The organism is Providencia sp. PROV174, assembly GCF_028480685.1.
Lineage (GTDB): Bacteria > Pseudomonadota > Gammaproteobacteria > Enterobacterales > Enterobacteriaceae > Providencia > Providencia rettgeri.
Map to the genome: position 1 here is coordinate 292,785 of NZ_JAMPOT010000009.1, position 20,678 is coordinate 313,462.

A 20,678-nucleotide genomic window follows, 5' to 3' on the forward strand; every position below is an offset into this window, starting at 1 on the left:
TCTCAAACATAAATTCAATGAGTTAAAGCACATTTGATTATTTATTCAACATTAATTGGCAGATAACCCGCCCAGAACCCAATAACCAATTAAGCCATATACGTTATTTATGCACCAAAATTAAAGAATTAGCTAGTATTAATTACTACATGAATTGAATTTAATCGTGATTTACTTCAATTTTTTACAAAATTGCCAAATTATTATCGATTACTAATTAGTCACTTGTTTATTAAATGTTAAGAATATTATTCTATAGTTAAACTATAACACCCTATTTATAACCCTATGATTTATTGCTGTAAACGTTATGGGGAAACTAAAAATATCCATAACAAATGAACACTTTTTTCTTTTATGATAAGAAAGGATTTAGGGAATTGCAGCTGAAGAGACATTCAAACTGGAATTTTGGATAAAAAAAAGCCCAGTTATAAACTGGGCATAATGCATTCTACTCAAGGATCTTTTTGCTAAATTCAAACTATCACTACGTAGGTGCATTATTACATTACTTCGTGTAAAGAAATGAATGATGAGGGTAAATATATGAATGTTTACGCAAGCAAACAGTATATAGATACTACTAAGACTAGTTAAAGAGGAAAAAAGTTCATCTTTTTTTAAATTATTTATGTATTTTTTACTCAATGCGCTAATAGCAACAATTAACCATTTGATTTAGTAGTATTAATATACAATACCTGTCAGTCATTGCAGGAACCTACCTAACAAGATAACTTAGTCATTGAGCGCTTAGTACAAAGGATGTCATGTGAAAAAAATATTTTTACTGTTTTTTATCTTTATTAACGTATTTTTCTCTCCTGCTTTTGCAGAAGAAACGACACCACTCATTAATGAAAAAACGCTAATTGCACTTGCGGAACAGGGTCAAGCCGAAGCTCAGTTTAACTTAGGTATGTTTTATCAGTCCCATCATCAATTTGACCAAGCCTTACATTGGTATCTTCTCTCAGCTAATCAGGGTTTTACAAAAGCACAAATTAACCTTGGTTTAATGTACCAACAAGGCACTGGGGTTAAATTAGATGAGAAACAAATGTTGCACTGGATGAACATAGCAGCCGAAAATGGTGATCCTATTGGCCAAATGAATATGGCCGAATATACCTTATACGGCCTTGATAATTTATTAGAGAAAAACCCAGAAAAAGCAGAGCAGTGGCTAAAAAAAGCGGCAGAACAACATTTCCAACCTGCTATGCTCACCCTCGCCTATTGGTATGAAGAGGGAAAAGCCGTTACAAAAGACCCACAAAAGGCCCAAAAAATATATCTTGCCCTTGCTGAAAAAAACCATCCTCAAGCACTCTATTTATTGGGTTATCAGGCTGCTGTAGGCATGTATGATAAGGTGAACTACCCTCTCGCCTTTCAGTATTTTACCCGTGCCGCAGAACTGGGCTTTTCCCCCGCCCAAAATAGCTTAGGTATGCTGTACTTAACAGGGCAAGGTACCAAAAAAGATATCCAATCCGCCATAAAGTGGCTAACCCAAGCCGCTGAGCAAGGTGAAGTTTCGGCTCAATTTAACGTCGCACTTATCTATGCGCGCGGTGATGGTATCAAGGCTGACCAAGCAAAGGCGTGTCACTGGTTTATAAAAGCCGCTCAGCAAAATAGTGTCGATGCGCAATATGCAGCAGGTGCTTGCTACCAATATGGTATGGGTGTTGAAGCCGATGACAAAAAAGCTCTACGCTGGTATCAACTCGCAGCCGCTAAAGGCCATGAGCGGGCTGAAAAGAAAGTGTTAATTTTAGAAAACCAGCAACAATAAACTCTATTTTTCCAACTTACTGTTGCACTACTAATATAAGTAAGATATAGAAGCTCTGCATTGCTTATAGCCAATGCAGAACTTCTATAAACATATACTCTTAATTCAGATACTCACAATTTGGTGCGGTAAATCCGCTGCGGTCGGCCAACTTTGCCATACTCAATTTCGGCTTCAATTTTATCCTTCGCTAAACAATACTCCAAATAACGCCTTGCAGTGGTACGACTGAGTTTGATGGTTTCAGCAATACTTTCTGCCGTATATTGCACATCAGGTTCAGTGAACAAAGCGAGTATTTTTTCAAGTGTAATGATATCAATGCCTGTTGGAAGTTCTTCCTTTGATTCACCTCGCGCATAGGTATTGAACATATCATCAATTTTACTTTGGTTGGTTTTACTATTGTCCTGTACAACAGATTTACGTTGAATATACCTATCCAATGTTTGACCTAAACGCTCATAGGCAATTGGCTTTACTAAGTAGTCAAAAACGCCTAAACGAATAGCTTCAGAAACCGTATCCATATCGCTTGCAGCCGTAGTGAATACAATATCTGCATTATTTCTTTCTTGTATTAACTCATGGACCAGATCAATCCCTTTACCATCAGGTAAATAGTTGTCTAATAAAATCAGGTCTGGTTTCATGTATTCAATCATTTTTCTCGCTTCAGCGAGATTACCTGCAAGCCACACTTTCTCACATGCAGGATAGGCTTTTATATACTCACTGTGCATTTCAGCAAGTAGTAACTCATCTTCCACAATGAGGATTTTTATCTTAATCATTTTATATCTTCACTTTCGGAATAAAAATTGAAAATACTGTACCATGCGGTTGATTTTGTTCAATAATAACCGCACCATTACAGCGTTTAACATAAGACGCAACAAGATATAACCCGATACCATGGCCATCTGTCACATCGGTTTTCGTTGTCACACCGCGCTCGAACCATTTATCTTGCATTTCTGATGGGAAACCACACCCCTGATCCGCGACTTCAATGACAATCTCCTTCCCTTCATCAGAAAGGTATAATTCCACTTGTTTATTACCCTGATTATTTTTCAAACTCGCTTCAAACGCATTATCAAGTAAATTTCCCAATATGGCACAAAATTCCGTACTATTTAACGAATCAGGTAATTCATGCAACTGACTACCGGCAGTAAATTTTAATTGTAACCCTAACTCTTTAGCTCGATGGTGCTTACCAAATAATAAACCTGCAACCTGCTTATCAAAAAACTGCCCACGGAGTGTATCAATTAATTGCTGCTGAGATTCTGATTCCCCTTTAATCAAAGCCAACGCTTGGTCGTATTCTTTCATTTGCAATAACCCACTTAATGTTGACATCCAATTAAGGTGTTCGTGCCGTAAAGTGCGTAAATTTTCAATATATTGACGAACTTGGGTCAACTGAGAGTTTAACGATTCAATATCGTTTTGACTACGAAAGCTAATAACCGCCCCCACCAGATGCTCACCATCACGAATCGCAACCCGATTTGCAATCACATTTAAACCATTAAACTCGCCAATCACATCATGCTTAGTTGTTTCAAGATCGGTAATAAAAAAATCAGCTGGCGATATATGTTCTGATACAAATGTTCCTGTTAACTGGCCCAATGGCTTACTCAGAGATAACATTTTTCTCGCATTTGAGTTGATATTGATTATTTGTCCTTGTGTATTTACCGCAATTACACCTTCAAAAACGGCTTCAAATATTCCTTTTTGTACTAACACCAGTTGAGTAATCTCTTCAGGTTCCATTCCCAACATTTGTTTTTGAATTAAACGTGAAAAACCCCAAGATAAAAACAGCAAAATAATCAATATTCCTAAAAAGGTAGCACCTGTTTGTACAAACAATTCACTGCGTGACGTATCAATTTTGTTGGACAAATAACCAATAGAAACTACGCCAATCACTTTACCTTGTTCATCAAAAATAGGGGTCTTGGCTCTAACAGCATTTCCCATCGAACCTTCACCATTAATGAAATAGCTTTCTCCTTTCTCTAAGGCACCTGGTTTGTTCCACTGCATTTCAAAACCAATTTTTTGGCTATTTGGGTGATATAACCGAATTGATTTTTCATCACCGATAACCACATAATCATAGTTGGAATCTTGGTTTAGTTTGTCAGCAATAACCTTCAGTCTCGGAATATCTCTATTCTTTACTGATTGCACCACACCATCAATAGAAGCAATCAGCTTTGCTTGGCTCATCGCTAATGATTGAATGTTTGCAATCAATCGATTTTCAGCCGTATCCGTGAAATATTTGCCCAACCCGAACGTCAAAAAAACAGAAACAATCAATAACAGAAAAAAAACTCGTACTGAAAATGAAACTGAATTTACTTTTTTCAATGAAGAGAATGCATATTCTTTTTTCATGTTATATCTCGTTACTGGCTGAAAAGTAAAAATTTTGTTAATTCAAAAATGGTAGGATAACCGATAAATCGGATTCAAGCCAAAAGTATAATACACATATTAATAATTAAACACATTAAAACCAAGTAATAAAAAACATATCCAATAATTAAAAACTTTAAAACCATTAAACAAATACAATCTCATTTAAGAAACATGAAATAGGTCAAATATATTAAATACAGTACCTTTAATATAAATATCAGAAAGGATAATTAAATAAGAATTTATATTTATTTTTATAAAAACAACCAAAAATATTTATTTAATTAACTTTAACATTAGCAACATTTTAAAAACATCTCTAAATGAGATGCAGGATACTATTATGTTCGAAAACATAACGTTTAACCAAGTAAAACGTCATGAGAACAGGAAACTTGCTGAAATAACTCAGTTTTTAAAGGAAAACGATTTAGAGCTTGATTCAAGCATTGACGTTTTTATTACAATCTCACGCAATGAAAAATTAATTGCGTGCGGAGGCTTAGCAAAAAATGTTATTAAATGTGTTGCTATTAGTGATGATGCTAGAGGTGAAGGCCTTGCATTAAAATTAGCAACAGAACTGGTTAATCTTGCTTACGAAAATAATACAACTCATTTGTTTATTTATACCAAATTTCAAAATGAAAGCTTATTCCAACAATGTGGATTCCATACTATTGCCACCGTACCTAATATTATGGTGTTGATGGAAAACAGTTGCTGTTATCTAAAACGTTATATCGAAAGTTTAAAAGCACAGCGTAAGGAAGGGAAAAAAATTGGCGCAATCGTCATGAATGCCAATCCCTTCACCCTTGGCCATCGCTATTTAATAGAACAAGCCGCGAAGGCCTGTGACTGGCTACACCTATTTGTTGTCAAAGAAGATACATCGCGGTTTCCTTATAAAGTTAGATTAAATTTAATAGAAGCTGGGACTAAAGGAATAGAAAATCTCACTATTCACAAAGGCTCCGAGTATATTATTTCTCGAGCGACATTTCCTTGCTACTTTATTAAAGACAAAACGGTTGCCAATAACTGTTATACCGAAATAGACATTAAGATATTTCGTCAATATATCGCCCCTGCTTTGGGGATAACCCATCGATTCGTAGGCTCGGAACCATTTTGCCAAGTCACCAACCAATATAACCAAGACATGCGCTTTTGGTTAAAAACCGATGCTATGAATTTTCCACCTATAGAACTCGTTGAATTTCCGCGAACAATCATCAATGGAACGGCAGTTTCTGCCTCACAAGTTAGACGATTGCTCGCTAAAAAAGATCTTGCGGCGATTAAGCCGATTGTACCTGAGGCAACCTATCAATATTTACAAGAGATGGTCGCCAATCAAGTCGCATCCGCTCAAAGCCACACCGAAAGTTCTGAATTAGCCATAGGTGAAATATGAAGATAAAACACGCAGCAGTAGCTGGCACACTTGAATCAAGTGATGTCATGGTTCGTATCGAACCGCTAGAAGACACTCAAGAGGTCTCAATACAAATTACCAGTAGTGTTGAAAAGCAGTTTGGGGATGCTATCGCAAAAATCGTACAAGAAATGATTCAGCAGAATGATATTCAAGGAGCACAAATCATTGTAGATGATAAAGGTGCACTGGAATGTGTACTTAAAGCGCGTTTAGAAGCCTTATTGGCTCGCGCCTGTGATATCGACTATCTGCCTTGGGAGGATAAATAATGACTCCAGAACAAAAATCACGTACACGCAGAAGTATGTTATTTGTGCCCGGTTCCAATGCAGCCATGTTAAGCAATTCCTTTATTTATAAAGCGGATGCTTTAATGTTCGACCTTGAGGACTCTGTGACTTTACGCGAAAAAGATACGGCTCGTCGCTTGGTTTACCATGCATTGCAGCACCCGCTTTATCAAGATATTGAAACCATTGTACGGGTCAATGCGTTAGATTCCGCCTTTGGTGTTGCTGACCTTGAAGCCGTTGTTCGTGGTGGTGCGAATATTGTCCGCCTTCCTAAAACTGATACTGCGCAAGATGTTATTGATATTGAAAGTGAAATCTTACGTATAGAAAAAAGTTGTGGCCGCGAAGAAGGTAGCACGGGCTTGCTCGCCGCTATCGAATCGCCAATGGGCATCACTCAAGCAGTCAATATTGCTCATTCATCACCAAGACTTATAGGCATCGCATTAGGTGCCGAGGACTATGTCCGCAATTTGCGCACCGAGCGGTCTCCAGACGGCGTAGAACTCCTCTATGCTCGGTGCGCCATTTTACAAGCCGCTCGTTCAGCCGGTATTCAAGCGTTTGATACCGTATATTCTGATGCAAATAATGAAGAAGGTTTCCTACGCGAAGCCGCTCACATTAAACAGCTCGGCTTTGATGGCAAATCACTAATTAACCCAAGACAAATTGAGTTACTTCATAATTTATATGCACCAACTCAAAAAGAAGTCGACCATGCACAGCGTGTTGTTGAAGCCGCTGATGCCGCAGCCCTTGAAGGTAAAGGTGTGGTTTCATTGAACGGAAAAATGGTCGATGGCCCAGTTATTGACAGAGCTCGCCTCGTGTTATCACGAGCAGCATTATCAGGAATTCGGGAAGAGTGAGGCAATAAAAATGACAAATAATACTCAGCGCCAGGCTCGCGTATCAGCCTACTTACAACCAAATACTGACGATGTACTACGTGAATTTAAAGATATCGGCAAAGTACAACAACAGGTACAAAAGCCGAGAAATCGCAAATTATGTGATGACTTACAAGTCGCGATCCGCCGTTCTGGCCTTAAAGACGGTATGACTATTTCTTTCCATCACGCCTTCCGCGGTGGAGATCTTACGGTCAATATGGTGATGCAAGTCATTGCTGAAATGGGTTTTCGCAACTTAACACTTGCATCTAGTTCATTAAGTGCTTGCCATTCACCACTTGTTGAACATATTCGTCATGGCGTTATCCGTAAAATTTATACCTCTGGTATCCGAGGCCCACTCGCTGAAGCTATTTCACGCGGTGAATTAGAAGAACCTGTACAAATTCATTCGCATGGTGGAAGAGCTAATTTAATTCATAGTGGTGAGCTAGTTATTGATGTGGCGTTCATTGGAGTTCCTTCTTGTGATGAATACGGCAATGCCAATGGCTACACCGGAAGCGCAAGTTGTGGTTCTTTAGGTTACGCCAAAATTGATGCTGAAACCGCGAAAAAAGTGGTGATGCTCACTGAAGAGATATTAGATTACCCCCATAACCCATCCAGTATTAAGCAAGATGAAGTCGATTACATCGTCAAAGTTAAACGCGTGGGTGATGCCGATAAAATTGGGGCTGATGCGACACGTATGACATCGAACCCTCGTGAACTGCTGATTGCTCGTACTGCGGCTGATGTTATTGAAAAATCAGGTTACTTCAAAGATGGTTTTTCATTACAAACGGGTACGGGCGGTGCTTCTCTTGCCGTCACTCGCTTTCTTGAAGACAAAATGAGACGCCATAATATTCAGGCAGGCTTCGCACTTGGCGGCATTACCTCAACTATCGTTGACCTGCATGAAAAAGGGTTAATTCGTAAATTATTGGATGTCCAAAGTTTTGATAAAGCGGCAGCTGAATCACTCGCTCGCAATCCGAATCATATTGAAATCAGTGCTAACCAATATGCGTGTTTTGATTCAAAAGGTGCTTCCGTTGATATGCTTGATGTCGTTGTGCTCAGCGCATTAGAAATCGATACTCGCTTTAATGTCAATGTGTTAACGGGTTCTGATGGCATTATTCGTGGTGCATCTGGTGGCCATAGTGACACAGCCGTTGCATCAAAATTATCTATCATTGTTGCACCACTGGTACGTGGCCGTATTCCAACACTCGTGGATGAAGTTCTCACGTGTGTTACACCTGGTTCCAGTGTCGATATTCTTGTCACTGACCATGGTATTACCGTTAACCCTGCTCGTCCTGAATTAAAACAGCAACTTGAAAGCCAAGGTATTAAAACCGTTTCAATGAGCTGGTTACGAGAACGAGCACAATTATTAACTGGTACTCCTAATCCAATTGAATTTACCGATAAAGCTGTTGCGGTTGTTCGTTATCGTGATGGCTCAGTCATTGATGTTGTTCATCAAGTGAAGGAGTAAATATGTTTTACCCACTGCCTGATACTCAAGAGCAATTTGAAATTTCTTTACCTGAACTGTTGGATAGCCGAGATGCCCGTCAGGCTCGCCAACAAGCGTGGATTGGTCTCCATCAGGTAACCTTGATTTCATTTACTGTCGTTTTTCCTGGAGCTGTCAAAGACAACTCTCTTGTTAGACATGTGTTTAATCAGGGCCTAAATGCGCTTAAACAGATTGCTTCATGCGGGCAGTGGGTGTTTTTATCACAACAATCTTGGGCATTAAAAACGGGGCCGGAATGCTTGGCTGCCGTTGACGGAGATGCTATCGAGATTAAAAAAGCGTTAATTCGCATGGAAGAATCGTCTGCTGTTGGTCGATTATGGGATTTTGATGTGTTTGATGCGAATGGACAACAATATTCACGCTCACAATTAAATCTGCCACCAAGACAATGCTTAATTTGTGAAAATGAAGCGAAAATTTGTGCTCGTCAGCGGACACATTCATTGGTTGAGATACTTAATCGTATCGAGGAGTTAGCGCATGCAACCTATTAAACAACTCAGCCATATAAATGATAAATTAACCCACTATTACAGCCAATTAGCATGGAAAGCGATGTTAGCTGAGGTGAATTTAACCCCTAAACCTGGGTTAGTGGATAAACACAACACCGGTGCCCATAAAGATATGGCACTGACTGACTTTCATTTAAGTGCCAATGCCATCGCGACACATTTTCCTCAATTTTTGCAAGCAGGCGCTCAATACAAAAATTGTCCTATAGAGCAACTATTACCCCATATTCGCCCTATCGGAATGGATTGTGAAAAGTCGATGTTCCGTGCAACAAAAGGGGTTAATACCCATAAAGGCAGTATTTTTTCCTTGGGTTTAATCTTAACCGCAATAGGCCGTTTGATTGCACAGCAACAATGTGTCTCACCTGAAAATGTCAGCTTATTGGTTGCTAGTATGTGTAAGGGAATTACCAATGAACTTAAACAAAAAACTGAAAACCCCACTGCAGGCCATCGCTTATATCAGAGACATGGGCTAACAGGTGCAAGAGGTGAAGCTGAAGGCGGTTATTCGTTAGTAATCAAACATTCACTTCCTTATTATTTGCAGCAACTTGCTAAAGGCAAACTCGCCGATCTCGCTCTACTTGATACCTTAATTTTACTCATGAGCCTGAATGATGATACGAATATTGTCAATCGTGGTGGTATCAAGAGCTTAACGTGGATAAAGCAGCGTGCAGAACAGCTATTAACTGCAGGTATAAATACCCATGATGACTTAGTTAAAGTTAAACATTTCGATAATGAATGTATTCAACTAAATGTGAGCCCAGGGGGAAGTGCGGATTTATTAATTCTAACTTGGTTTTTTGCTCGATTACCCAACCAATCCTTTATTTAACATTAATAGAACAGGAATAATTTAAAAATAAAACAATTTAACTAAATAAAAACCAATTAATTATTTAACTAAATTATATACCTTAGAGTGAATTATTAATGAAAATTAAAATCATTATATTTCATTCAAGATACAGCCATATTAAAAATTATCATTTTAACAAATTCCTAATATTAAAGTTCATTCAATTTAATATTAAATAAATTTAATATTGATTTAATCAAGGAAATTGGCTTATGCAAAAAGAAAAAATATGGAAGCTATTCGTGTTAATAGCCATTCCAATTATTATTGCTTTAATACCTACACCAGCGGGGCTACCACATATTGCGTGGTTGTTATTCGGTCTTTATCTTGCCGCTATTGTTGGTTTGGTACTTAAACCATATTCAGAGCCTGTTATTTTATTAGCCACTATTGCTGCAAGTGCGGTAATTATTGGAGTAACGGGTACTAAAGATGTCAAAGCAAGTGAAGTTTTAAGCGGATATGCATCCGGTACGACATGGCTTGTATTTGCTGCATTTACTCTGAGTGCCGCCTTTGTTATTACTGGTTTAGGTAAACGTCTTTCTTATATCTTGATTGGTAAGTTAGGTGGTACAACATTAGGGCTCGGTTATGTGACCGCAATCCTTGATTTAATTATCGCGCCAGCGACGCCTTCTAATACCGCACGTGCAGGAGGGATTGTTTTCCCAATCATCAATAGTGTCGCCGTTGCTTTAGGGTCTGATCCAGAAAAAAGTCCACGTAAAGCAGGCCACTATCTCCTCGTCAACGTTTATATGGTGACTAAAACCACCAGCTATATGTTCTTGACCGCAATGGCACCAAACGCACTCGCCCTTGCCATGATGAGTGACATTATGGGCATCCATTTAAGTTGGGGTGGATGGGCACTTGCAGCCTCTGTACCAGGTTTAATCATGCTGATTTTGACGCCGTTAATGATCTACAAATTGTATCCGCCTGAGTTGAAAAAGGTGAATAACAAAGAGATCGCGGCCAAAGGCCTGGAAGATTTAGGCCCAATGACTATGCGTGAAAAATTGCTGGGTATTGTCTTTATTATCGCGCTGTGTGGCTGGATTTTCTCTGACCTTATCGGCGTCAGCGCTTCTAGCGTCGCGATTGCGGTCATGGCATTAACCCTGATCCTCGGTGTTGTAACTTGGGATGACGTACTGAAGAATAAAGGCGGCTGGAATACCCTGATTTGGTACGGTGGTATCATCAGTATGTCTGGTGTTCTCACAAAAGCAGGCTTCTTCAAGTGGCTCGCGGATACCATGAGCCAATATCTCTCCTTCGGTGACCAAGCGATGCTAGCTTTCTTTGTCATCATGTTCATCAGTGTTGCCATTCGCTACTTATTTGCATCTGGTGGTGCATACGTTGCAGCCATGGTTCCGGTATTTGCCACTGTCGGTATGGTTGCAGGGGCTCCTCCGATGCTACTCGCTCTAGGTTTGCTGTTCTCGAATGCTTACGGCGGAAGCGTGACTCACTATGGCGGCGCCGCAGCACCTATCGTATTCGGTGCAGGTTATAACGATATCCGTTCTTGGTGGATCATCGGCGGGTTAGTGGCCTTCATTAGCTTATTCGTTCACATGACTATCGGCTTAGGTTGGTGGGAAATTTTAATCAGTACTGGATTAATTTAAACACTATTCAGGGCACAACTTAGTTTGTGCCCTCTTTATTTATGGCTTCGTTGATTTCCTCAGGCTACCTACCTATTTGCAATCTGACCTCTGAATAATTTTGTTAAGAGAAAATTGCTGATACACATCCCAAGGAGCATATACAAGTATGTGGCTTAGGTACCTGAAAGAAGCCAACACCGCCACAGCGTAATACTTAACGGGTTTACCCTAAATAGTTCACGTTGTGGCAAGGCGGCAAGTGAAGGCATCCCAAGGAGCATACAAAAGTATGTGACTTGGGTGACTGAGCGTAGCCAACACAGGCACAGCGTGAAATATAACGGGTAAACAGATGAAAAAAATTCCTTGTACCTTAATGCGTGGCGGCACCTCGAAAGGCGTATTCCTTTTAGCGGACTCCCTTCCTAAAGACATACAACAACGGGATGAGCTGATTCTAGCGATTATGGGTTCTGGCCATGCTTTGCAAATTGATGGCATTGGTGGTGGCAGCCCACAAACCAGTAAAGTCGCAATTATTAGCCCTTCAACCCACCGTGATGCTGATGTTGATTATTTATTCGCTCAGGTTTCTATTACTGAGCGCATTGTTGATACCGCACCAAATTGTGGCAATATTCTTTGTGCCGTGGGGTCTTTTGCTATCGAAAAAGGCTTGGTCCCTATCACAGGTGAAACAACGACTGTGAGGATCCGTAATGTCAATACAAACACCTTCGTCAACTCTACTATACAAACGCCTGATGGCCATGTCGATTATGATGGTGACACTGAAATTGCGAGTGTACCCGGTCATGCCGCTCCTGTTGCACTGACATTTTTAAATGCTTGTGGAACTAAAACAGGAAAATTGCTCCCGACTGGCCACGCTATTGACACCATTGAAGGTATTGATGTTAGTTGTATTGATATGGCGATGCCTGTGGTGTTGATTGATGCGCCTCAGCTTAATAAAACCGGTTATGAAACCGCAGAACAGCTCGAAACTGATGCCGAATTTATGCAAAAGCTCGAAGCTATTCGTATACAAGCAGGCGCTGTGATGGGGCTTGGTGATGTGAGCAAAAAAGTTATCCCTAAGCCTATATTGATTTCACCTGCCATTCACGGTGGAACAATTAATGTCCGTTATTTTATGCCACATAAATGCCATGGCGCACTTGCCGTGACTGGTGCTATCGCCATTGCGACAAGTACTATTGTTCCTAATAGTATTACTCAGCAATATATTCACTCTGTTGATATGAATAACATTTCCATTGAACATTTAAGTGGAAAATTTGACGTGTCGTTAAACCAACAAGGCAATTCACCGGAAGGGATTCAGGCGTCAATTATTCGTACAGCAAGAAAACTCTTCGAGGGCGATGTGTACGTTCCTTAAAACTAATATCACGTCCTGCCTCTAACTAAGAGGCAGGCGATTAATTTTATTTTTCTGCAAGTAACGATTCAAAATTACCATCAATATAATAGGATACTTGATGGGCTTCATCTGGAGTTGGCAATTCTAACTTCCCTGCCATTTTTTCCATAACCTGCTCTGGAACCGCATATTTACGCTGTTGATTTTGTTGTCGCCACTGTTTAAATGGCACTTCCAAATAAACTAAATGAACTTTTGCTTGGTAGCGTTCAAATAAGCTGATCATTGTTCCTCGCAAAGAGGCACTTAATGACGTCGCATTCCAAATAAAGTGTGTTTTAGTGCGTAATAAGCGTTTAGCTTGCTCTTTGGCTTGCTGAGCCACCCAACCTTGGGCATTTTTGTCTGCTGGGTTGATTTTATGTTCTCGGCGAATATCATCTAAACATACCACCGCAGTTTGTGGGTAAAACTGTTTGATAAAATGGTCTTTTCCCATCCCCGGCAAACCACATAGCATAACCACTTCGCTACCAGTTTCTTCGAAAGGTTGATAATCCGTAGTGCCCTTTTGATGATGAAAATAATGGAAACGCCCAGCCTGCGAAGCAAATGATTTAGGTTGATCCCAACAACCCTGCTCACGGCAGAACAACTCAAATAGCTCGATTCTGGCCAACAATTCCGCTTTATCTTCACACGTACGCCCTATCGCATCGACTTTCGCAAGCATGCACAATAAAGACATTTCAACACGCAACGAAGCAGCAAATAACGTGCGTTCAGGATCTGGCTTTTCCATTAACCAAAGCGGTAAACCATGAAATCGAACTAAAGCTGCAATTTGTTCACGAATAGCAAAAGGAGTTTCTATTTGCCGAAATAATATATTGCGTACAGATAACTCACCTTTTTTGGCATGTCCAGGCGAATGAATTCGCCCTTCTTCATCTTCTTTTGTTGTACTGCGTTTTTCGACGTCATGTAGCAACGCTGCCGCCCAAACGATTTGTTGTTTAAGTTCTGGAAGCTGTTGATATTCAGGTAAACCCTCCAAAGCCACTAACACCATTTGAGTGTGAATAGCCACATTGCCTTCCGCATGGTGCAAACGGTCTTGCGGCACATATTGCATATCACGCACAAAATCGAACTGTTTTTCAAGCTGTGCCCAATCACGGTATTGGGTTAATTGCCAACTCATGGCTGTTCTCCTTGCAATTCAAAGGCCAGCTTGGCTCGCTGCCAATGCCGCTTCCAGTGGATATCAGTTTTGACATGGTTTTTACGCACATATTTAAAAACATGTGCCATAAAATCATCCACATGAAACCCTTGACTATCACGGCTCACAATCCCTTCCATGCTACAGGCTTTCCCTGTGTGGGTATCACGCGCAATAAATTGGCTATCTAATGATGCCGCAGTAATTAATGAACTTGCATATTCTTGCTTGTCCATATGTTTACTGAGTGATAAATCTAATTGGGGGACAGTTGGAAAATCAAATAAAGCCGCATAAAATTGCACCTCTTCCCAACTAAGCCAATACTCCCCTTGCCTAACAGCAAACACATAGAAATAATCTTCAATATGTTGATATTCAATGGAATGTATTGCGTAAAGGTTTTCACCGAATAGTTCAATATCCCCTAAATCATCTTTAATCAACTGCCAACGTTGGCGAATTTGCTGGCTCCATACCGATTGAGTTGGAGCCCCATGAGAGCGCGCAAAAACCCCATAACGGTTTAAGCAATTATTTTCACCATCCAATTTTTCTGTGTGAACCAGTTTGTCTATATTTTGGATGTGCGACCACCAATCGCTATTAATGCGATCATCACTAGTCGTACCAGGGGAGAACGGATAGTGATACGTTCTACCATACTTTCTTGATTGCATATTCATCATGCTTTCTCTAAAGAAATAGAAATAACCACAAATCTTTTTGCTAGATTTGCGTCTTTAATGGTTGAGAAATCAAGTGTAGGTATTACATATTTATTCCGAGTAACGGCCTCATTTTTACTTAGCTAAGGGTCAAAATTAGCGAAATTGAAGGAAAACAGTTGAATTTTAGTCTAATTGTCAAGAAAAAGGCTATCAATTTATTCCTAATCTCATTGCTAGCGATATTATTCAACCGCTATCTGGCTTTCATCTAAGGAATATTTCACTATCACTTTATTACGATACAAACAATTATCCTGCAAAGTACTAGGTTCTTGTCCTTTAGTTGTCACTTTTTGCCAAATTTCGTTATGGCGGTATATAACTCCATTTTCTCGGGTAAATTTATGGTTTTTCTCATAAATATGGTATTTATGCTCACGGGATGTGCAACTCAATAACTCCCCTTCAAGTTGATGTTCAGCGATATTAAATACCAATTGAAAAGTACTTTGTGTCGGATTATAGAAAACCAAATCGATATAATTATAAAAAATTGCCGCCCCTGAACCAAAGGGTAATACACGCCCTTCATCTGGAAATGGGTCAAAACTATGATTAGCACGCTCAACCACTTGCAATGGAGAATGCAATACCATCCAATGAATTAAATTACTTAGTTGGCAAATTCCCCCGCCGATCCCTGAACGAGCTTCACCAAACGAAAGTTCCATACCTTCAAGAAAACCTCTGCGCGAAGTCGGTTTTCCTACGAGCCGACAAAATGAAAAATATTCGCCCGGGTAGATAATAACTCCATTCATCGCTTCAGCAGCAATACGTAAATTCGTTACTTTGTTGTATTGCAAGCGTAGGTCTGATTCACCTAATTTACGGATCAGCTTAGATGTATGCTTGTTGTAGCGATATTCAAGGCGTTCACTGGATTTTGACTTCGCATAATGCTTGGCAGAACATACCCAATGCAATCTTCGAGCTAAGCGCTTTTGAGTTACCCGCAGCCAATAGAGAATAGGATGATAGGAAGAAAGTGGCCTACGCATAACAAACCTTATTGATATAATTAACCAATAAATCATGTCATAGCCATTTGTTTTTCGACATAGTAACTATCTGATAGTTAACATGCGATAGTTGAATAACTGAAAAATAATCAAACCCTAGTTACCTATCACTAGAATTTACTTTTGAAGCCAACAACGCGGTGACGGGCAAGATGAAGATGGTTTGATATAAGGATTTAAGAAGAGATAATTTGCTCTAAGAATTTCATGTCACAGCTAGGCGGCAAAAAAGTAAATCCCTAGGAGCATAGACAAGTATGCACCTAGGGTTTACTTTTGAAGCTAACAACACTGTGGCGTTAAAGCCGACGAGCAAAGATGTGCAGATCAATAAAGGCCGATTAACGCCCCTACCGCTAATAAAAAGAAACTAAACAACCAAATCCAACCGAACGAATAACGTAAGTGACGGCCCATATCAATTCCAGCCAAGCCCATTGCTAGCCATGCAGCTGGAGAAAACGGGCTCACGAAGGTTCCTGCGTTGTTGCCTATCGCCATGGCGTAAACAACGGAAGATGGGTCAACACCAACGGTGGCTGCAATTTGTTGAATTATAGGTAATAAAGCAAAATAATAAGCATCTGTGCTAGTAAAAATATCCATCGGCACACCTAAAATACCGACAAAAATATGGACTTTAGAAACCCATTCTGTTGGTAAAATAGCCGTTAAGTCTGTTGCAATTGATTCAAGCATGCCACCTTCAGATAAAATACCTAAGAATGCTCCCGCGGCTAATATTATGGCCACCATTCCCAACGCTTGCGGTGCATGGGCTGCCAAAATTTTCATTTGGTCTCTAGGGTTAGGGAAGTTAACCATTAAAGCAATGGAAAGTGCGATCATAAAAACATAAGGGGCAGATAATAAACCAAATGCTAAACAGATAACGGATGCGATGATTAGCCCACCATTGATAAGTGGCTTTTTGGGTTTCTGAACCGTTTCGCTTATATCTGCAGAGTCGTCACTGACAGGTAGTAAAGAATCCATTTCATATGGCGTAGTGCCTTTCAAACTTGCCGCTGCAATACGTCTTTTTTCACGTAATCCCATCAGAATAGCAAATACCACTGCGCCAGCCATGCCAATTAATTGTACTGGGATCAAATGTTGCCATAGGGTCGAGGCATCAATTCCAGTGACAGCTGAGGCTCGGCCTAATGGCCCACCCCAAGGTACCATATTCATGACCCCCATACTGGCACACATCAACAGCAACATTAAATAAGGACTCATCCCTAGTTGACGGTATAAAGGTAATAAGGCAGGAATAATAATTAAGAATGTCGCAGCACCTGACCCATCTAAATGGACAACCCCCGCAATTAACGTTGTCATAATACAAACAACAATAATATTTCCACGTGTCATTTTAACCATAAAACGAATCAACGGATCAAAAATGTGCAGGTCTTTCATTAAGCTAAAGAATAAAATCGCAAATAAAAACATCGCTGCGACTTTTGACACTTTATTAATACCACTTTCAAAGAATACTGAAATTTCGGCAACAGAGTAACCAGCAAATAAAGCACCAATAAAGGGGATACAAGACATTGCGATAATTGGGCTAACTTTCCCCATCATCAATAATGTTACTATCGATAAAATTATTAAAATACCAATAATTGTCAGCACATCTACTTCCTTCTTAGAATTATATTTTTCAGGTAAACACAACATTTAGCTTGGTTTGCATTAACTTAACAAGCTTGTTTCTTATATAAACCATTGAATATAACCGCAAGAAATATTTTATATTTTTGCTTCACAAACAATGCATTAATTCTTATTTAAATTATCATTTAAAATAAAAAAATAGCTTTATTCTCTATTAGAACCATTAAAACCATAAGCAGATATTAACGCCATTCTAAGTTGGTGGTAATTAATTTTATTTATAAGTTACAGAATTATAACAATCAAAAAATAATAGTTATTATTATATTTTATTTTTTACCTCGTTTTTTTATATTCTCCCCCTCTTTTTGCATTATGTTGCTAGAGAAATATACTTTTTATTGTTTTGATCAAATATGTAAAATTTCACTTGATTTTCTATCAACGATCCGCTTAAAAACAAAATTTACCCCGTAATACCACACCATCTCACAAAAAAAATTTGGCTAACGGAGTATAATATTAAAATAATTTAAGCTTGCTAATAAGGAATGTTCCAATGAGCCGCCTTTTTTCACCTGCATCAATAGGCCAAGTTTCTCTGAAAAATCGAATAATTGTTCCTCCTATGTGCCAATACTCTGCAGAAAATGGCATGCCAACAGCATGGCATAAAGCCCACTATATGAACCTTGCATTATCTGGTGCCTCTTTAGTTATTGTAGAAGCTAGCGCTATTGTTCCTGAAGGGCGTATTACCTACAAAGATCTTGGTTTATGGAATGATGAACAAATGGCTGAAATGCAACAAATGCTCAGCGATATCAGGCAGTTTTCAGATGCTCGAATAGGGGTGCAAATCGCTCACGCAGGCAGGAAAGCATCAACTGATTTACCTTGGTTGGGAGGGAAAAGTATCCAACCCACACAACCTAATGGTTGGCAAACTGTTGCACCATCCGCGCTTGCTTTTGGTGATAATACGGTACCACATGCATTAACTGTTGAAGAAATTTTACAGCTAAAGCAGCAATTTATTGATGCAGCAATTCGTGCTGAAAAAGCAGGTTTTGACGTTATTGAGATCCATGCTGCTCATGGATATTTACTGCATGAGTTCTTATCACCAGTATCCAACTTACGACAAGATGAATATGGTGGATGCTTTAAGGGGCGTACTCGATTACTTATTAACATTTTCCATGAAATGAGAGAAACAATTAACCCTAATATTGCAATTGGCGTGCGGATCTCTGCAACAGATTGGCTTGAATCTGGTTGGAATACACCTGAATCTATTGAACTTACTGAATTACTAGAGGATTTGGGTTGCGATTACATTCACGTTTCGTCAGGTGGGTTATCACCAGCGCAGCAAATACCATTGAGCCCAAATTACCAAGTCCCTTTAGCCCAAGCTATTCATGAAAATACCATGATGCCAGTTATTGCTGTAGGTCTCATCACTGAACCTTTACAAGCTGAAGCCATTATTGCAACCCATCAAGCAGATTTGGTGGCTATTGGCAGAGGGATCCTATTTGAGCCACGTTGGCCTTGGCGAGCAGCGAGCGAATTGAATGAACAGATAGATGTTGCGCCACAATACTTGCGCAGTGCTCCACATCAATTTAAACATTTATTTAAATAAAAATAATAAACTCGCAGCTATTGTTGATTGATAATAAATAGCTGCGAGTAATAAACAATTAACGCGCGTTAGTCGAACACTGTTGAACAAATTCAATCATGGTTTTTTGGAATTCAGGTTCTGCAGTACCTGATTTTTCTAATTCCGCATCCATACGTTTAAACTCAGCTAAACCATACTTTTCAATTGTTTTATCGTAGGCACAACCACAAATTGCACTGACCGCATTTGCCGTTTCACCTTGCGGGTTTCCTGATGCAACAACACAGGTATTCACAAAATTCTCTTTGTACTCCGCAATTTCTGATTTTTCATCAGAACATGCAGACAACACAACCATCGCTCCCGCCATACCTAATATTAATGCTAATTTTTTCATTTTATGCCCATTTCCTATTCAGCTTTAACTAAGGTGATAATAATAAACCGCTATTATTCCTAGTTCACGCTATTTTGGATATATCGTTTATATTTTCAATACCATTAATCTTAATACACAAAATAAGACGTTCTTATTAAGATTAATATCCCTATCACTGACTATTCATAACAATCATAGCTGTTTTCTGGTAAAAAAGCTGTATTAACCCATTTTTTTATTATGTGTATTTTACCTTGGTAATGAATTAGAACAGCGCCATCGATAGTAGAATAATGACGATAAAATTAGCACACACCCCACAATTTGGATAAAAGGCATTCTTTCATGGTACCAAATAGCCGCGACAAAAACGGTCATCACGGGTTCAAGGATCATAATAATTGCCGCATTTCCTGCTGTGGTATTTTTTTGGCCAATAAGCTGTAACACAAAGCGCAAACTCGTTGCTATCACCACACTAGCAATAAACCACATCATGGTAGGCATTGTCATGCTGCTCGGCCACTCTTCTAAAAAGAATGACAAGACAAGCCCTGTCATTCCTGTACAAGCAAGTTGAATGGCCGTTAACGGTAAAAGAGGAATTGTTCGAGTATATAAACTGGTATAACAAAAATAGATAGCTTGGACAATTGCCGCGCCAAGAAACCACAGTTGACTTGCTTTAAATTCAAGTTGAGCCTTAAATAAGGTTAAGCATGCCAGTCCTAATACCGCAACAGGGAGTGCTTCCCAGAAATAACGGACAGGTTTATTTTTTAAAATGGCCCATGCGACTAATGGAACAAATAACATAGCGAGGCTCATGATAAAAGCCCCTTCGCCAATTGAGTCTGTTATTGCCACCGCGTGGATCCAGAGCGCCATATTTAGTGACATCCAACCGCCTGTCATTAATATTTTTGGTAATTGCTTCACCGTTATTCTATTTTTTTTCCCTCGGCAAAAAGGGGCTAAAATGATAGCAGCGAGTAAAAAACGGCTACCAAGAAAGGCAAATATTGGCATTCCCTGCACAGCTTCTCGAGAAAACACCCATCCCCAAGCTGCAATTATCGTGGTAAGCACCAAGAAAAATTCTGCCTTTCTTTGTGAATACATGTGTTCCTCTGAATAAATTAACTGACTCGCAGCTACATCATACTGGCTTTTGCATGTAAACCAATCACATTTATGACCTTTATCTCCGACTTC

18 protein-coding genes are annotated in these 20,678 nt (G+C 39.4%); 10 read left to right on the plus strand and 8 right to left on the minus strand.

All coding sequences use genetic code 11. The features are described from left to right. The first annotated feature begins 775 nt into the window (after positions 1-775). Complete coding sequence (locus PSE60_RS08735) at positions 776-1,804, plus strand: SEL1-like repeat protein (RefSeq protein ID WP_272665151.1); 1,029 nt, start codon at positions 776-778, stop codon at positions 1,802-1,804. Between the two features lie 113 nt (positions 1,805-1,917). On the opposite strand, the gene dpiA is transcribed toward PSE60_RS08735, so the two are convergent. After that, positions 1,918-2,598, minus strand: a complete 681-nt coding sequence (dpiA, locus tag PSE60_RS08740) for a two-component response regulator DpiA (protein ID WP_272665153.1) — start codon at positions 2,596-2,598, stop codon at positions 1,918-1,920. A 1-nt stretch (position 2,599) separates the two neighbouring features. Next, the gene (gene dpiB / locus PSE60_RS08745; protein WP_272665154.1) at positions 2,600-4,228 is read right to left on the minus strand and encodes a sensor histidine kinase DpiB; all 1,629 of its coding nucleotides are present in this window, start codon (positions 4,226-4,228) and stop codon (positions 2,600-2,602) included. A gap of 367 nt (positions 4,229-4,595) precedes the next feature. Here dpiB and citC point away from each other — a divergent pair, with 367 nt between their 5' ends. The 8 genes from citC (at position 4,596) to PSE60_RS08785 (ending at position 12,865) form a co-directional block, all read left to right on the plus strand. Then, positions 4,596-5,672 carry a [citrate (pro-3S)-lyase] ligase gene (gene citC, locus PSE60_RS08750; protein WP_247605424.1) on the plus strand — a complete coding sequence of 359 codons (1,077 nt, stop codon included), beginning with the start codon at positions 4,596-4,598 and terminating at the stop codon, positions 5,670-5,672. Then, positions 5,669-5,965, plus strand: coding sequence for a citrate lyase acyl carrier protein (gene citD, locus PSE60_RS08755; protein WP_272665155.1), 297 nt, complete (start codon positions 5,669-5,671; stop codon positions 5,963-5,965). Before citC ends, citD begins: the two co-directional genes overlap by 4 nt. After that, positions 5,965-6,861, plus strand: coding sequence for a citrate (pro-3S)-lyase subunit beta (gene citE, locus PSE60_RS08760; RefSeq protein WP_004910068.1), 897 nt, complete (start codon positions 5,965-5,967; stop codon positions 6,859-6,861). The genes citD and citE overlap by 1 nt, the downstream gene beginning before the upstream one ends. Positions 6,862-6,871: 10 nt before the next feature. Next, complete coding sequence (gene citF, locus PSE60_RS08765) at positions 6,872-8,398, plus strand: citrate lyase subunit alpha (RefSeq protein WP_198641247.1); 1,527 nt, start codon at positions 6,872-6,874, stop codon at positions 8,396-8,398. A 2-nt stretch (positions 8,399-8,400) separates the two neighbouring features. Further along, positions 8,401-8,940, plus strand: coding sequence for a citrate lyase holo-[acyl-carrier protein] synthase (gene citX, locus PSE60_RS08770; protein ID WP_272665156.1), 540 nt, complete (start codon positions 8,401-8,403; stop codon positions 8,938-8,940). Next, complete coding sequence (gene citG, locus PSE60_RS08775; protein ID WP_272665157.1) at positions 8,927-9,808, plus strand: triphosphoribosyl-dephospho-CoA synthase CitG; 882 nt, start codon at positions 8,927-8,929, stop codon at positions 9,806-9,808. Before citX ends, citG begins: the two co-directional genes overlap by 14 nt. 236 nt (positions 9,809-10,044) lie before the next feature. Continuing rightward, positions 10,045-11,478: an anion permease gene (locus tag PSE60_RS08780; protein WP_272665158.1), complete on the plus strand. Its 1,434-nt coding sequence runs from the start codon at positions 10,045-10,047 to the stop codon at positions 11,476-11,478. Positions 11,479-11,812: 334 nt separating this feature from the next. After that, a complete protein-coding gene (locus tag PSE60_RS08785) occupies positions 11,813-12,865 on the plus strand; it encodes a 4-oxalomesaconate tautomerase (RefSeq protein WP_272665159.1) in 1,053 nt (350 codons plus the stop codon). A gap of 46 nt (positions 12,866-12,911) precedes the next feature. On the opposite strand, the gene PSE60_RS08790 is transcribed toward PSE60_RS08785, so the two are convergent. The 4 genes from PSE60_RS08790 to PSE60_RS08805 form a co-directional block, all read right to left on the minus strand. Continuing rightward, a complete protein-coding gene (locus PSE60_RS08790; RefSeq protein ID WP_272665160.1) occupies positions 12,912-14,051 on the minus strand; it encodes an AAA family ATPase in 1,140 nt (379 codons plus the stop codon). After that, positions 14,048-14,758 (minus strand): RNA ligase family protein, encoded by a 711-nt coding sequence (locus PSE60_RS08795; RefSeq protein ID WP_272665334.1) that lies wholly within the window; start codon positions 14,756-14,758, stop codon positions 14,048-14,050. The genes PSE60_RS08790 and PSE60_RS08795 overlap by 4 nt, the downstream gene beginning before the upstream one ends. Before the next feature lie 227 nt (positions 14,759-14,985). Further along, positions 14,986-15,804 carry a VanW family protein gene (locus PSE60_RS08800; RefSeq protein WP_272665161.1) on the minus strand — a complete coding sequence of 273 codons (819 nt, stop codon included), beginning with the start codon at positions 15,802-15,804 and terminating at the stop codon, positions 14,986-14,988. 348 nt (positions 15,805-16,152) lie between these two features. After that, positions 16,153-17,469, minus strand: a complete 1,317-nt coding sequence (locus PSE60_RS08805; protein ID WP_272665162.1) for a CitMHS family transporter — start codon at positions 17,467-17,469, stop codon at positions 16,153-16,155. A 541-nt stretch (positions 17,470-18,010) separates the two neighbouring features. Here PSE60_RS08805 and PSE60_RS08810 point away from each other — a divergent pair. Further along, positions 18,011-19,102, plus strand: coding sequence for an NADH:flavin oxidoreductase/NADH oxidase (locus PSE60_RS08810; RefSeq protein WP_210837385.1), 1,092 nt, complete (start codon positions 18,011-18,013; stop codon positions 19,100-19,102). A 58-nt stretch (positions 19,103-19,160) separates the two neighbouring features. On the opposite strand, the gene PSE60_RS08815 is transcribed toward PSE60_RS08810, so the two are convergent. Then, a complete protein-coding gene (locus PSE60_RS08815; protein WP_004910043.1) occupies positions 19,161-19,481 on the minus strand; it encodes a hypothetical protein in 321 nt (106 codons plus the stop codon). A gap of 231 nt (positions 19,482-19,712) precedes the next feature. Further along, the gene (locus PSE60_RS08820) at positions 19,713-20,585 is read right to left on the minus strand and encodes a DMT family transporter (RefSeq protein WP_210837384.1); all 873 of its coding nucleotides are present in this window, start codon (positions 20,583-20,585) and stop codon (positions 19,713-19,715) included. Between the last annotated feature and the right edge of the window lie 93 nt (positions 20,586-20,678).